Here is a 13,388-nt window from a genome sequence, read left to right on the forward strand (position 1 = left end):
GATGGCGTGGGACAGGTCATCGCCGATGCGGCCTAGGATTCCGGCACCTTGCGGGCGAAGATCGCGACCGAACTCGGGGCAGAAGCCGATATCCAGGCCAACCCGCCCCGCGCGATCAAGCCACCCCTCGACCGCGAACTTCATGCCGAACGCCACAAGGTCGAAAACTTCTTTCAGCGGATCAAACGCTTCCGTCGCATCGCCCTGCGCTGCGAGAAAACGATGACCAGCTTCATGGGCTTCGTCTTCCCCGTCTCAGCCCTCGACTGGCTAAGGTGAATGCAGACAGGGCCTAGGCCGTTGAACAGACATGCGGATTTTCAGGGGTTGGAGGTCGGCTACGACATTCCCGCCCTGCCGGGGATGGATAAGGCCGACATCCAGACGCCCTTCCTGATCCAGCATATGGACGCGGAGGAAGGGAACATCACCAAGATGGGCGCCTACGCTCGTGTGCACGGGATGCGGCACCGGGTGCATGGCAAGATGCACAAGTCGTTGGACGTGGCGATGCTGCAAGTGCGTCTGGGCGGCGCGGTGGGTGTCTGCTGCCAGAAGGTCAGCAAAGCCGATGTCTTTGCCCGCGGCGGCATCAACGAAATTCGGGTGTCGAACCAGGTGCGCGACCTGGCCAAGATCGACAGACAGGCGCGACTGCCAAAACTTGGCGCCAGAACGCTGGTCTGCGTGGATGACCTGTCCAATGCCACCGATCTTTCGATGGCTGCGGCGCGCCACGGAACCTGGCTGGATGTGCTGGCCGAGATCGACTGTGGGGCGGGTCGCTGCTGAGTGCGCACCTCGGAACCGGTCGTCGCGATCGCACAGGCCGTGGCAGGCGCGCCGAACCTGACCTTTGCCGGGCTTCAGGTCTATCAGGGTGCGATGCAGCACCTGGATTGCCACGAGGATCGAAAGGCAAAGCTTGATGCCGCCAGCGCCCAGGTCAGACAGTGCGTCACGGCCCTGGAAGCGGCGGGCCTGAAGCCCGAACTCGTTTCCGGCGGCGGCACGGGATCCTACCAGTTCGAAAGCGGGTCCGGGGTCTTCAACGAGCTGCAATCTGGCTCATGTGCCTTCATGGACGCCGACTATGGCCGGATCCTCGACCAGGAGGGGCGCCGTATCGACCAGAGCGAATGGGCCAATGCCCTGTTCATCCTGACCAGCGTGATGAGCCATGCAAAGCCCGACAGGGCGATCTGCGACGCGGGGCTCAATGCGCAGTCGTTGGACAGCGGGCTGCCGGTGATCTTCGGTCGGGATGATGTCGCATACGTCAGGTCCAGCGACGAACAAGGGGTGATCGACGACCCGGACGGGGTGCCGAAGGCCGCTGACAGGCTGAAACTGGTGCCCGGCCACTGCGACCCGACCTGCAAGGTGCATGACTGGTACGTGGGCCCGAGGCACGGCAAGGTCGAGGTGGTCTGGCCCGTCTCGGTGCGGGGCAAGGCCTATTGGCCGCCGCCGCGGCCGGTCATCACACGGTGCACGCTGTATTCCCCATCCTGGATCGGTTTCCTGTCCGGCTGCGCGTGGCACCTTGTCTGGCCTCGGCAGTGCGGCCTCAGGCCGCGGGGCCGGACCGACCCAAGGCCTGGCAAGAGACCCGACCGGCAACATCGTCTTCCGCGCAATTGTGATGGGAACAAGTTTTGATCAAACGCCTGTTGAAGCGACGGCAAAGCCGTGCTGAGACTGCGCGAAGCAGCGCGGGGAGAGCGGGTGATGCGGGTCTTCATCAACGGCTTCGGGCGGATCGGGCGGTCGGTGCTGCGGGCATTTCTGCAAGATCCCGGCCGCTGGCCGGGAATCGAGATCGCCGGCATCAACGACATCGCCGCGCCGGAGATGTGTGCCTATCTGTTCGAATACGACAGCGTCTTCGGCCCCTGGCGCGGCAAGGTTGCGCTGGAAGGCGGTGCGCTGGTGGTAGACGGGCGGTCGATCCCGCTGCACCGTACGGCCGACCTGTCGCGGCTTGATCTGGCGGGGATCGACCTGGTGATGGAATGCACCGGCCGCGCCGAAACCCGGGAAGTGGCCGAGCGGGGCCTTGTGGCAGGGGCAGGTCGGGTTCTGATCTCGGGCCCATCGGCGGCGGCGGATGTCACGGTGGTCCTGGGCGCGAACGAGACGGCGTTGACGGGGCAGCGCATCGTGTCGAATGCGTCCTGCACGACCAATGCTCTGGCACCGCTGGCACGGCTGATCCACGACCGCTGGGGGATCGTGACCGGCAGCATGACCACCGTGCATTGCTATACCGGCAGCCAGCCGACGGTCGATGCTCCGGCCGCGGACTACCCGCGCAGCCGGGCGGCAGCCCTGTCGATGGTGCCGACCACGACCAGTGCGGCAAGGCTTCTGGATCGCGTCCTGCCGCAGCTTGCCGGGCGCATCGTGGCCCAGGCGGTGCGGGTGCCGGTGGCCAGCGTGTCCTGTGTGGATTTTCATCTGCTGACCGAGGCCCGGCCCACGGTCGATGAGGTCAATGCGGCCTTCCGCGCCGTCGGCGGCGTCATCGGCTGGACCGACCGGCCGCTGGTGTCAACCGATCTGCGGTCGCGGCCCGAATCGGTCATCATGGCTTGCCCCGAAACCAAGGCGACCCCCGGTGGGATGCTGCGGGTCTTCGGCTGGTATGACAACGAATGGGGCTTTTCCAACCGGATGCTGGACATGGCCATGCGTCTGGGCTGAGGGTGGCACCGCCGGGCGGAGGAATGGCCCGGCGGAACCCGAGATCCGGTCTCAGACGGCGAGGAAGTTGGTGAACTGCCAGGGATCGTCGTCGTCCCGGTCCTCGGCAAAGCTGTTGATCCGGTTCCGAATCGGCGTCCAGTCGGTGTAGTGGCACTCGATCGAGCCGAGATAGGGGCGCTGGACTTCCAGGCAGCGGACGTGATCCATCTCGTCAGCCTCGACAAAGCCTTCGTTCGGATTTTCGGCCGCCCAGACCATCGCCGCCAGCACCGCTGATGTCACCTGCATGCCGGTTGCGTTCTGATAGGGGGCAAGTCGCCGCGCCTCTTCGCAGGTCAGGCGTGAACCATACCACATCGCGCCCTTGGCATGGCCGTAAAGCAGCACGCCCAGGTCGTCGCCACCCGAAACGATTTCCTCGGGTGTCAGGATGTGCTGCGCATCTGCGAGTTTGCCTGCACCGTTGATCTCGTGCAGCGACAGGATCGCGTCGTTGCACGGGTGATAGGCGTAGTGGCAAGTCGGGCGATAGGCGGCGCGGCCGTCCTCCCAGACCGTATAGTAGTCCGGGATCGACAGCGCCTCGTTGTGGGTGATGACGAAGCCGAACTGTGGGCCGACGCCGGGGCACCAGCTGCGCACGCGGGTATCGGCACCGGGGCGGTCGATCCAGATCGCATGGCCGGGGCCATGGTCGAAGCGGTGGCCGTTCGGCGGCAGCTTCTTCTCGTGCGTGCCCCAGCCCAGCTCGGCCGGCTGGTAGCCTTCGGACAGAAGGCCGTCCACCGACCAGGTGTTGACGAAGACGCCAAGCGGCTTGGGGCGGGCGGCAACCTGCGTGTCGCGCTCGGCGATGTGGACGCCCTTGACCCCGAGGTCGCGCATCAGCCGCGCCCAGTCCTCGCGGTTTTTCGGGTTGGCCTGTACGCCGGTATCTGCCGCAAGACGCAACAGTGCCTCTTTCAGCAGCCAGCTGACCATGCCCGGATTCGCCCCGCAGCACGAAACTGCCGTCGGCCCGCCCGGATAGGACTTGCCCAGTTCGCGCACCTTTTCACGCAGGGGATAGTTGGTGCGCTCGGCATTCGGCAGGGTCGAGCCGAAGTAGAACCCCGGCCAGGGTTCGATCACCGTGTCGATGTACTGCACCCCCATCTCCTGGGCGAGCTTCATCACCTCGATCGAATCCACGTCCACCGACAGGTTGACGATCATGCCGCGCCCTTCCGGGAACAGGCTGCGCAGGACATCGGCGAAGTTGTCGGGCGTCAGGGCCACCTGAAGGTGACGGATGCCGTGGTCGCGCAGGATGTGCGCGAAGTCGGCCGAGGGCTCGATCACGGTGAACCGGCTGCGATCGAATCCGATGTGGCGTTCGATCAGCGGCAGCGTGCCGCGTCCGATCGAGCCGAAGCCGATCATCACCAGTGCCCCGTCGATGGTGGCGTGCTTGGTCGTGATGGTCATGGTCCTTGGGTCCCCCCGATCAGAGAAGGGCGCGAAAGGCGCCGTAACGGAAAAGGCCGCGCCGGGTGGCGCGGCCTCGGGTCACGATCCGCGAAGGGATCAGTTCTTCGCGTAGTATTCGACGACCAGGTTCGGTTCCATCTGCACCGGATAGGGCACATCGCCCAGGCCAGGGGTCCGCACGAACTTGGCGGTCAGCTTGTTGTGGTCCACTTCCAGATAGTCGGGCACGTCACGCTCGGTCAGGGCGATGGCCTCGGCGATGGCGGCCATCTGCTTCGACTTCTGGCGCACCTCGATCACGTCGCCTTCCGAAACGCGGTAGGAAGCAATGTTGACCCGCTTGCCATTCACCAGCACATGGCCGTGGTTCACGAACTGGCGGGCGGCGAAGATGGTCGGGACGAACTTGGCGCGATAGACCACGGCGTCCAGGCGACGCTCCAGGAGGCCGATCAGCATCTCGCCGGTGTCGCCGCGCACGCGCTCGGCCTCGGCATAGATCTTGCGGAACTGCTTCTCGGTCAGGTCGCCGTAATAGCCCTTCAGCTTCTGCTTGGCACGCAGCTGCGTGCCGAAGTCCGACAGCTTGTTCTTGCGGCGCTGGCCGTGCTGGCCGGGGCCGTATTCGCGCTTGTTCACCGGCGATTTCGGACGGCCCCAGATGTTTTCGCCCATCCGGCGGTCGATCTTGTACTTGGCAGAGGTGCGTTTCGTCACCGCTGATCTCCTTCGTTCGTGAAGGGCGTTGTCCTTTCCCCGTCTCCGGGGCGACAGGCATCCCCTTGCGGGGGCCACCAACACCAATGATTGGCCCCGGGGCCAACCCCGGGACGGCTGGGCTTATAGAGGCTGGCGCGGCAGAGTCAACAGCCGCTCAGGCGTTCACGTCCACCACGACGCGGCCCTGCACGCCCCCTTTAAGGATCGCGGCACCAAGTGCAGGCACATCGGCCAGGGTCGCGGGCTTCACCATCGCCTCCAGCTTCTGCATCGGCAGGTCTGTGACGATGCGGCCCCATGCCTTGACGCGCCGTTCATACGGCACGGTCACGCTGTCGATGCCAAGCAGGTTCACCCCGCGCAAAAGGAACGGAATCACACTGGCAGGCAGGCTGGCCCCGCCGGCCAGGCCCACCGCCGCGACCGAGGCGCCATGCTTCATCTGCCCCAGAACCCGCGCCAGCATCGCGCCGCCCACGGCATCAATGCAGCCCGCCCAGGTCTCGCTTTCCAGCGGACGCTTCACCGTTTCGGCCAGATCGGCCCGCGGCACGATCCGCGCCGCGCCCAGATCGCGCAGATAGGCCTCGGTCTCAGGCCGGCCCGTCACCGCCGCGACCTGATAACCCAGCCGGCCCAGAATCGCGACGGCAACGGACCCCACGCCCCCGGCCGCCCCCGTGACCAGCACCTCGCCCTTGTCCGGTGTCAGCCCGTGCTCTTCCAGAGCCATCACCGCAAGCATCGCGGTAAAGCCGGCGGTCCCCACCGCCATCGCCTGCCGGGTGCTCAGGCCTTCGGGCAGGGGCACCAGCCAGTCCGCCTTGACCCGCGCTTTCTGCGCATAGCCGCCCCAGTGGATCTCACCCACCCGCCAGCCGGTCAGCACCACCTTGTCGCCGGGCTTGTAGCGGGCATCGTCCGAGGTCTCGACCGTACCGGCGAAGTCGATGCCAGCCACATGCGGATAGGTCCTGACGATCCCGCCGCCGTTCGGCGACAGCGCAAGCCCGTCCTTGTAGTTCAGCGTCGAGTATTCCACCGCCACCGTGACATCCCCCGGTGGCAGCGCGCTTTCGTCCAGCTCTCGCAGATGGGCGACGGCGACATCGCCTTCCTTTTCCAGAACCAGTGCGCGGAACATTTCGGACCCCCCTCTTGTCTGGGCGCCAGTGCGCCCTGCCCGGCCAGGATTGTCAACCCGCCGCCGCCGGCCCCCCTTTGCGCGGCAAGGAAGATCCGCATGACCCGGGAACAGATCGGGTTCATCGGAACCTGCCTCATGGGCCACGGTGCGGCAAAGGACACCGTGGAACAAGCCTATCCCCCGAGCGTCAGCGCAATCGCAACCGCCCCCCGGTGCACAGCCTGATCGGCCGCGACGCGCCCGAAGCCGCGGTCAAAGACCTTGCCGCCCGGTCCACGATCATCTTCCTGACGCTGCCGGGCGCGCACCAGGGTGGCCTTGGCCGTGGCGCGCATGGCTCTGCACCCTGAGCCGGGCAACGTTGGGGGTGGTCTGCCCTACCTCCGACCGACCGTCACCAAACGGCCCGCCGCCGAACTTGGGCAGCGCGGCGTCCACTTCGCCGATACCCCGGGCCGCAGCCGGAAAGATGCCTGGGCCGACACGCTCGACTGCATGGCCGATCGCCACCGGAAAGGGCTTCTGAACCGCTTCCTGATGCTCGACCATGCCGCAATCCATACCGGGGCGCTGGCGCTGGCCGACAAGGTCGGCATCTTGACCATCACATTCGACAGCGTGATCCGCGGCGACCGGATGGACTAAGGCTTCTACCAGACCTTCGTGGGTTGCGCGCTGGCAGGCAATCGCGCGGCGGACCACTTCGCCCTGACAAAGGCCTGCAAGGATCTGCACGACGCGAAAAGCATGGCCAATGCCGCCACGGTTGCCACCGGCATGGTCAGCACCGCCAAGAACATCTTCCCTTCGGCCATGGCCCATGGCGGATCGGGGCCAGAGTGCCATGTGCCCTGCCTGACCGATTTCATCGCCAGGACGAGCGGGGTCAAATGACCCGACTGAGGCATGGACTTGTTCCTTGCGCAAATACTGTCAGGGGGTTCGGGGGGCGAACCGCCCCCGATGCCCGGCCCGGTTGCGCGCCCCCGGCGCGCAGGGGAACGACACCGGCCCCGCGCGGAACGCGCTGGTAGCGGAACGCGCTGGTATCGGCTGGGACCGCTCCATTGCGCCCGCGGCTACAGAGGGCTAGGCTTCAAAAATGCAGGACGAAGACCTCGCCGCCCGCAAGCACACCGCCGCGCATGACCCGGCGTTCCCGGAACGCCGTGAAGCAGCCTTCGCCGCGATCCTGACAGCGCTTGGCGACAGGCTCTCGCCGCTGGGTTATGCGCTGAAGGGTACGACCTTCACCAGGATCTCGCCGCATGGCCGGTCGGCCGTCCATGTGCAGCGCAACCGCTATGGCTGGGAGGCGCAGATCGTGCTGCGGTTCCTTACCCCCGCCGGCAGCCCGCCCGACCATCCCGACTGGCCCGAGGACGAAGACCTGACGCTATGGCATTTCGCCGCGGATCATCCGCACGATCCCGGCACGCTGGCCTTTGTCGATGTGCTGGACGACCCTGCCCGGCTGGCCCTTGCACTTGATCTTCTGACGACACGCGCCCTGCCCTGGCTGCATACGCTGCACGACGGCTGATCCCGCTGGCCATCAGCCTCGGGCCCCTCAACTGCCTGTTGCCTCGCGCCAACCCTGCCCCTAGCGTGGCCGCCAGAACGAAAGGCCAGCCGTCATGACCGACCATGTCTCGACCCACCAGGCGGAAGAGGATGCCCGGAACGAAAGCATCCTGATCTGGGTGGATGGTGCGTTGAAGCCAAAGGCGCAGGCGGTGGTCAGCGTCTACGATTCCGGCTTCATGCTGGGCGACGGGGTGTGGGAGGGTATCCGGCTCTACAACAACCGCTGGGCCTTCATCGACGAACATGTGGACCGTCTGTTCGAGGCAGCCAGGGCCATCGACCTGGACATCGGCCGCACGAAGCAGCAAGTGATCGACGCAGTGCTGGAGACGCAAGCTGCAAACGGCATGGTGACCGACGCGCATTGCCGCCTGATGGTGACGCGCGGGGTAAAGACCCGCCCCTTCCAGCACCCTCGCCTTTCGCAGCAGGGGCCGACCATGGTGATCATCATGGAACATTCCCGGCCGAAACTGCCGCGCCCCATCACCCTTGCCACCGTGCCGCATCTGCGCGGCCTGCCGATGACCCAGGATCCGAAGCTGAACAGCCATTCCAAGCTGAACTGCATCCTTGCCTGCATCGCCGCCCAGAAGGCCGGCGCGGACGAGGCCCTCATGCTGGACGTGCATGGTTTCGTGAACACTACCAACGCCTGCAACTTCTTCATCGTGCGCAAGGGCGAGCTTTGGACCTCGACCGGCGACTACTGCATGAACGGCATCACGCGACAGAAGGTGCTGGACCTGGCCCGCGCCAACGGGATCGTGGCGCGGGAACGGAACTTCAGTCTGGTCGAAACCTACAGCGCGGACGAGGCCTTCCTGACCGGCACCTTCGGCGCGCAGACACCGGTGGGCATGATCGACGGCCGGGTCATCGGCACGGGGCAGATGGGCCCGGTGACCGAACGTATCCGCGGGCTTTACAAGGCGCTGGTCGGCGCATGAGGGGGGATGACATGCAAGTGACAGATCGGGCACGGCTTCTGGAACGGAAGGTCTATTTCCGGGCCGAGGATTGCGATGTGGCCGACCTTGCCGCCCTTTGCGCGGTCGGCACGGACAAGGCCGACTGGCCGCTGGCTGCGGCAGTGGAAAAGGATGTGCTGATCTACGACTGCCCCGCCCTTCTGCCCCGGATCGTGGACCCCGCCCTTGCCCGGCAACTGGCTGCCGAATGGGCCGAGGCCCTGGCGAACGGTCCCGGAGTGATCGTGCTTTCAGGGGCAGAGCCTGATCATGCGATGCTGGATGCGGCATCCGACCTGTTCCGCGGCCTCATCGACCGGCAGAACCGCGATGGCACAGGCGGCGGTGACCATTTTGCCAAGCCCGGCGCCAACGACCGGATCTGGAACAGCCTGGAAAAGCACTGTCTGGCCGACCCGGCGAATTTCGCGCGTTACTACGCCAACCCCTTCCTGGCCCTGGTCAGCCGGGCCTGGCTGGGCCCGTTCTACCAGATGACTGCCCAACTCAATGTGGTGAACCCCGGCGGCGCGGCGCAGTCGCCACACCGTGACTATCATCTGGGCTTCCAGACTGCCGAGGCGGTGGCGGCCTATCCCGCCCATGTCCACCGTTTCAGCCCCATGCTGACCCTGCAAGGCGCCATCGCCCATGTGGACGCGCCGATCGAGGCCGGGCCGACGCTGCTGCTGCCGCACAGCCAAAAATATGCGCCGGGCTACCTTGCGACCTCTCAGCCAGGGTTCCGCGCCTATTTCGACGCCCATGCCGTGCAGCTGCCGCTGAGGAAGGGCGACATGCTGTTCTTCTCTCCGGCTTTGTTCCACGCCGCAGGCAGCAACCGGACGGCGGATGTCAAGCGGATGGTGAACCTCTTCCAGGTTTCCTCTGCCTATGGCAGGGCGATGGAAGCGATCGACCGGACGGCAATGTGCAAGGCCCTCTATCCCGTGTTGCTGGCCGCACAGGCCGAAGGCAGCATGACTGCGGCGCAGATCGCCAATGCCATCGCCGCCTGCGCCGAAGGCTACAGCTTTCCCACCAACCTCGACCGCGACCCGCCCCTCGGCGGGCTGGCGCCCAAATCGCAGGCGGCGCTTCTGGCCGAGGCGCTGGCCGCGCGCTGGGCGCCGGATGCCCTGAACGCCGCGCTGGATGCGCAAGCCGCCAAACGTCTGCCATGAAGACCACCCGATGAAGATTGCCATGTGGTCAGGCCCGCGGAACCTTTCGACCGCGCTGATGTATAGCTTCGCTTCAAGGGCCGACTGCGCGGCGACGGATGAACCCTTCTACGCCGCCTATCTGGCGGCCACCGGCATCGACCATCCCATGCGCGATGCAGTGATCGCCAGCCAGCCGACCGACCCGGCCAGGGTGGCCGCGTTCCTGACCGGCCCCAACCCGGACGGCAAGCCGCACTGGTATCAGAAGCACATGACGCTGCACCTGATCCCGACCTTCGATCGCGGCTTCCTGAAGAAGCTGACCAATGCCTTCCTGATCCGCCATCCTGCCCAGGTCATCGCCAGCTATGCCCGCAAGCGCGAGGCGCCGACGCTGGCTGATCTGGGCGTTGTCCAGCAGGCCGAACTGTTCGACCTTGTGGCCGACCTGACCGGAACCGCCCCGCCCGTGATCAGCGCCGAGGCAATCCGCGCCGACCCGCGCGCGGCGCTGACACGGCTGTGCGCTGCACTGGACCTGCCCTTCGACCCGGCCATGCTGTCGTGGCCCGCCGGACCCAAGCCGCAGGACGGTGTCTGGGCCCCGCACTGGTATGGCGCGGTCCACCGCTCGACCGGGTTCGAGCCGCCCGAGGGCGCCCTGCCCGACCTGCCCGCCGCCTTCCGACGCCTCGCCGATCAGGCGATGCCGCATTACGACCGCCTTGCCGCACTTGCCCTCTGACAGGTTCCCATGCGCCGCCTCGCCCTTGCCGCAGCCCTTTTCGCCAACCCGGCTGCGGCCGAGGTCTCGCTGTTCGAAGCGACCGCGGGGCTGGAGCTTTTCCCCTGCGAGATGTCCACCCTGTCCTGCACGACGCTGACGCTGCCGCTGGACCACATGGCGAACGACGGTGCGCGCACCATCGACATCACCTTTGCCCTGTCCTTCGCCAGTATCGAAAGCCGCGGAATCCTGTTCTATTTCGTCGGCGGGCCGGGCGCGTCGGGGTTGGCCTCGGCAGAAAGCTACCTTGCGTCCTTCGACGCCGACCTGACGCAATACATGGACGTCGTCTTTGTCGACCAGCGCGGCACGGGCCCCGATCACGGACTTTCCTGTCCGGTCGCCCAGGCGATCTACGATGCAGCCCCCGTCTCGGTCAGAGATCCTGAGGGCGCCATGGCGGCTGCACGCACCTATGTTGCCGATTGCACCCGGGAAATCGGACGCGACGACCTGCTGCCCTTCGTCAGTTCCGACCAGGCCATCCGCGACAGCGAGGCCTTTCGCCAGAAGATCGGGGCACCGAAGGTCTGGCTTTACGGCGAAAGCTATGGAACGCAATTCGTCCAGGCCTATGCCGCGCAGTTTCCCGATGCCGTGCGCGGTGTCGTTCTGGACGGGGTCGTGGACCTGAACCTTGATGCCCGCGGCTTCTACCGCAACTACACGCTGGCGGCCGAGACGATCCTGGCGCGAACCCTGGCTGCTTGTGACCGCATCGCCGAATGCGCCGAGGACATGCGCGGCGAGATGGGCAACACTGCGGCAGAGGTCTATGACAGCATCGCCGCGCGGCTGGCCAAGGGCCCGATCCCCGTGCGGTTCGTCCGGGCCGACGGGCGGGTCGAGGATCGGCGGATCACCTCGGGCATCTTCGAAGCCAGCGCCTTCTATGCCCTCTATTCGCCCAGGGGCCGGGCCGACTTTCTGCGCGCCCTTGCGGCCATGGGGCGCGGCAATCCGGTGCCGCTGCTGCACCTGGGCTATGCCAGCATGTACGTCGATCCCGAAACCGAGACCGGGATCGCGGATGCGGGATGGTATTCGGCTGCGTTCTACGCCATCACCTGCACCGATTACGACAGCGGTCCCGGCAAGACCCCGGACGAACGTGCCGACGCCATCATGGCCGAGGCGGCAGATTTCGCGCCCAGCGCGCCGCGGCTGATCCGGTCATTCTTCATGGAGCGCCTTGCCTGTGCCTACTGGCCACATCAGGGCCCGTCGGTGCGTCCGCCACCCTTTGCCGGCGGCGACTATCCGACCCTGGTGCTGAACAGCGATTCCGACCCGATCACGCCGATTTCCATGGCGCGGGCCGTTCTGGACAATGCCCGCAATGCCTATGGGGTGTTCATGTCGGGCGGCCCGCATGTGATCTGGGGGCGGGGGATCGCCTGCCCCGATGCCATCGTCCAGGATCTGATCATCGACGGTATCCTTCCCGTGGCACACGAGCAGCAGTGCGAACAGGATCTGATCGGCGACTATTTGCCCCTGACACTGACCGACCCGGCCGCGATGGCCGACCCCGTAGCCGTCGCCCAGGCCGTGGAGACAGAGCTTTACCTAAACAGCGCCCTGAACAACTGGGACGGCATGCAGCCGCTGACCGTGGGATGCGACCTTGGCGGCACCCTCAGCGCGACCGCAACCTATTCCGGCACCAACTATGCGTTTCGCGAGTGCCGCTTCTGGCCCGAACTGACCGTCAGCGGGAAGGGTGTCGAAATCGCCACCGGCGAGGACCGGGACGGTCTGACCCTGACCCTTTCGGTCAGCGGGCATCACTCGGGCGAGATCGTCTATCTTTATCGAACGCGCGACGAGGCGTGGAGCATCAGCGGCACCTGGGACGGAAAGCCCGCAACCCTGCCGCGCACCCTGCCATAGCTTGTCACCCCTGGGGCCCCGGGCCGTTGGCCCGCAAGGCATGCCTCCGATGTCGTGGCTGCCGACCGGCAGCCGATGCTGCGGGTGCAGGCCGTGTCGCCCGTTTCACTCGTTACGGCTGCTTCGGCGGTCCGGCAGCTACGGCTGTGCCAAATCTTGGGGCAGTCCGGCAAGCGCCCGATTCCTGATGCCGTCTCTGGCAGCGCGGGCACGATCCTGGGCCGGAAGCAGGCGGTCGCAGGCAGCAGGCGTCAAAGTGCCGGCCGCCCTATTTCCTGGCGCGCCAGGTGTTCAGCCAGGCCCGGATCCGCCCGAAGAAACCGCGCGCTTCCTTCCGGGCGGCATCGACCCGCGCGCTTGCCGCATCCAGCGTCTCGCCGACCTCGGCCAGGGCGGGGTCCACCATCCGTTCGCGGAATTGCAGCCACATCCTGCGGAACAGCACGGCCAGGAACAGCAGGAACGCGAAGAAAAAGATGTTGAACCACGGGATGATGGTCACATCCGGCCCATCGACCGGGCGGATGCCCACTGCATTGGGAAAGATCGAGATCAGTTCGTTTCGCCAGCCGTAATGGGTGATCACCACCCATTTCGGGGCCTCGGCGGTCGATTTCAGGTCATCGGCCTCGGTCTGCAGGCTGGCGGTGTCGAACTTGAAATAGGGCGGCCAGTTCCAGCCAGTATCCTCGTTGCGGTAGACCATCGGCTTGCCGTTGGGCTGGATGGTCTGGATGAACTGCACATCGCGGTTCGTCAGCGTGCCCGACTGGTCGTCGGGCGACGCCCAGAAGATGCGCGTCCAGTCGTTCAGATCCTGGCGTTCCTGATAGGTTCCGACGACGCGCACCACATCATGCTGTGGCAGCGTGTAGTGCAGGAACAACCCCACGACCAGGGCAAGCGTGGACCAGAAGGCCCATTTCACGTAGCGCATC

General features: G+C 66.0%; 14 protein-coding genes and 1 pseudogene. 10 read left to right on the plus strand and 5 right to left on the minus strand.

Features of this window, described 5'->3' with window-relative positions:
- Window positions 1-48: 48 nt before the first annotated feature.
- The 3 genes and pseudogenes from EZM81_RS15380 to EZM81_RS15390 all read left to right on the plus strand — a co-directional run bounded on the left by EZM81_RS15380 (window position 49) and on the right by EZM81_RS15390 (window position 2,706).
- Entirely contained in the window at window positions 49-279 is a 231-nt protein-coding gene (locus tag EZM81_RS15380; protein WP_136646319.1) for a transposase, read from the plus strand.
- Window positions 280-1,461: pseudogene (locus EZM81_RS15385) on the plus strand (DSD1 family PLP-dependent enzyme); the annotation flags it as partial.
- A gap of 270 nt (window positions 1,462-1,731) precedes the next feature.
- Window positions 1,732-2,706, plus strand: a complete 975-nt coding sequence (locus tag EZM81_RS15390) for a type I glyceraldehyde-3-phosphate dehydrogenase (protein ID WP_135450899.1) — start codon at window positions 1,732-1,734, stop codon at window positions 2,704-2,706.
- Window positions 2,707-2,757: 51 nt separating this feature from the next.
- Here EZM81_RS15390 and EZM81_RS15395 read toward each other — a convergent pair whose 3' ends face one another.
- The 4 genes from EZM81_RS15395 to EZM81_RS18345 form a co-directional block, all read right to left on the minus strand.
- On the minus strand, window positions 2,758-4,176 hold the full coding sequence (locus EZM81_RS15395) for a homospermidine synthase (RefSeq protein ID WP_136646320.1): 1,419 nt from the start codon (window positions 4,174-4,176) through the stop codon (window positions 2,758-2,760).
- A gap of 99 nt (window positions 4,177-4,275) precedes the next feature.
- The gene (rpsD, locus tag EZM81_RS15400; RefSeq protein WP_136646321.1) at window positions 4,276-4,896 is read right to left on the minus strand and encodes a 30S ribosomal protein S4; all 621 of its coding nucleotides are present in this window, start codon (window positions 4,894-4,896) and stop codon (window positions 4,276-4,278) included.
- Between the two features lie 157 nt (window positions 4,897-5,053).
- Window positions 5,054-6,043 (minus strand): MDR family oxidoreductase, encoded by a 990-nt coding sequence (locus EZM81_RS15405; RefSeq protein ID WP_135450839.1) that lies wholly within the window; start codon window positions 6,041-6,043, stop codon window positions 5,054-5,056.
- Window positions 6,044-6,219: 176 nt separating this feature from the next.
- Entirely contained in the window at window positions 6,220-6,381 is a 162-nt protein-coding gene (locus EZM81_RS18345; RefSeq protein WP_167851035.1) for a hypothetical protein, read from the minus strand.
- Here EZM81_RS18345 and EZM81_RS15410 point away from each other — a divergent pair.
- From EZM81_RS15410 to EZM81_RS15440, 7 genes are all read left to right on the plus strand, one after another.
- Window positions 6,380-6,691 (plus strand): hypothetical protein, encoded by a 312-nt coding sequence (locus EZM81_RS15410; RefSeq protein ID WP_135450840.1) that lies wholly within the window; start codon window positions 6,380-6,382, stop codon window positions 6,689-6,691. The two genes, EZM81_RS18345 and EZM81_RS15410, sit on opposite strands and share 2 nt — an antisense overlap.
- An 18-nt stretch (window positions 6,692-6,709) precedes the next feature.
- Window positions 6,710-6,940: a hypothetical protein gene (locus EZM81_RS15415; RefSeq protein WP_136646322.1), complete on the plus strand. Its 231-nt coding sequence runs from the start codon at window positions 6,710-6,712 to the stop codon at window positions 6,938-6,940.
- Window positions 6,941-7,148: 208 nt separating this feature from the next.
- Window positions 7,149-7,589, plus strand: a complete 441-nt coding sequence (locus tag EZM81_RS15420; RefSeq protein WP_135450841.1) for a hypothetical protein — start codon at window positions 7,149-7,151, stop codon at window positions 7,587-7,589.
- Window positions 7,590-7,683: 94 nt separating this feature from the next.
- The gene (locus EZM81_RS15425; protein ID WP_136646323.1) at window positions 7,684-8,583 is read left to right on the plus strand and encodes a D-amino acid aminotransferase; all 900 of its coding nucleotides are present in this window, start codon (window positions 7,684-7,686) and stop codon (window positions 8,581-8,583) included.
- Window positions 8,584-8,594: 11 nt separating this feature from the next.
- The gene (locus tag EZM81_RS15430; RefSeq protein ID WP_136646324.1) at window positions 8,595-9,788 is read left to right on the plus strand and encodes a phytanoyl-CoA dioxygenase family protein; all 1,194 of its coding nucleotides are present in this window, start codon (window positions 8,595-8,597) and stop codon (window positions 9,786-9,788) included.
- A gap of 10 nt (window positions 9,789-9,798) precedes the next feature.
- Window positions 9,799-10,515, plus strand: coding sequence for an HAD family hydrolase (locus EZM81_RS15435; RefSeq protein WP_136646325.1), 717 nt, complete (start codon window positions 9,799-9,801; stop codon window positions 10,513-10,515).
- 9 nt (window positions 10,516-10,524) lie between these two features.
- Window positions 10,525-12,450 (plus strand): alpha/beta fold hydrolase, encoded by a 1,926-nt coding sequence (locus EZM81_RS15440; RefSeq protein ID WP_136646326.1) that lies wholly within the window; start codon window positions 10,525-10,527, stop codon window positions 12,448-12,450.
- Between the two features lie 268 nt (window positions 12,451-12,718).
- Here the strand turns inward: EZM81_RS15440 and EZM81_RS15445 are convergent, their stop codons facing one another.
- Window positions 12,719-13,387: a DUF1523 family protein gene (locus EZM81_RS15445; protein WP_135450846.1), complete on the minus strand. Its 669-nt coding sequence runs from the start codon at window positions 13,385-13,387 to the stop codon at window positions 12,719-12,721.
- Window position 13,388: the final 1 nt, after the last annotated feature.

The organism is Tabrizicola sp. YIM 78059 (genome assembly GCF_004959785.1).
Lineage (GTDB): Bacteria > Pseudomonadota > Alphaproteobacteria > Rhodobacterales > Rhodobacteraceae > Tabrizicola > Tabrizicola caldifontis.

What these genes read in the sequence shown, in the direction of transcription:
- EZM81_RS15390 (WP_135450899.1), top strand. Translation starts at nt 1,732, where the DNA reads ATGCGGGTCTTCATCAACGGCTTCGGGCGGATCGGGCGGTCGGTGCTG.
- EZM81_RS15395 (WP_136646320.1), bottom strand. Translation starts at nt 4,176, where the DNA reads ATGACCATCACGACCAAGCACGCCACCATCGACGGGGCACTGGTGATG.
- EZM81_RS15405 (WP_135450839.1), bottom strand. Translation starts at nt 6,043, where the DNA reads ATGTTCCGCGCACTGGTTCTGGAAAAGGAAGGCGATGTCGCCGTCGCC.
- EZM81_RS15410 (WP_135450840.1), top strand. Translation starts at nt 6,380, where the DNA reads ATGGCTCTGCACCCTGAGCCGGGCAACGTTGGGGGTGGTCTGCCCTAC.
- EZM81_RS18345 (WP_167851035.1), bottom strand. Translation starts at nt 6,381, where the DNA reads ATGCGCGCCACGGCCAAGGCCACCCTGGTGCGCGCCCGGCAGCGTCAG.
- EZM81_RS15420 (WP_135450841.1), top strand. Translation starts at nt 7,149, where the DNA reads ATGCAGGACGAAGACCTCGCCGCCCGCAAGCACACCGCCGCGCATGAC.
- EZM81_RS15425 (WP_136646323.1), top strand. Translation starts at nt 7,684, where the DNA reads ATGACCGACCATGTCTCGACCCACCAGGCGGAAGAGGATGCCCGGAAC.
- EZM81_RS15430 (WP_136646324.1), top strand. Translation starts at nt 8,595, where the DNA reads ATGCAAGTGACAGATCGGGCACGGCTTCTGGAACGGAAGGTCTATTTC.
- EZM81_RS15435 (WP_136646325.1), top strand. Translation starts at nt 9,799, where the DNA reads ATGAAGATTGCCATGTGGTCAGGCCCGCGGAACCTTTCGACCGCGCTG.
- EZM81_RS15440 (WP_136646326.1), top strand. Translation starts at nt 10,525, where the DNA reads ATGCGCCGCCTCGCCCTTGCCGCAGCCCTTTTCGCCAACCCGGCTGCG.
- EZM81_RS15445 (WP_135450846.1), bottom strand. Translation starts at nt 13,387, where the DNA reads ATGCGCTACGTGAAATGGGCCTTCTGGTCCACGCTTGCCCTGGTCGTG.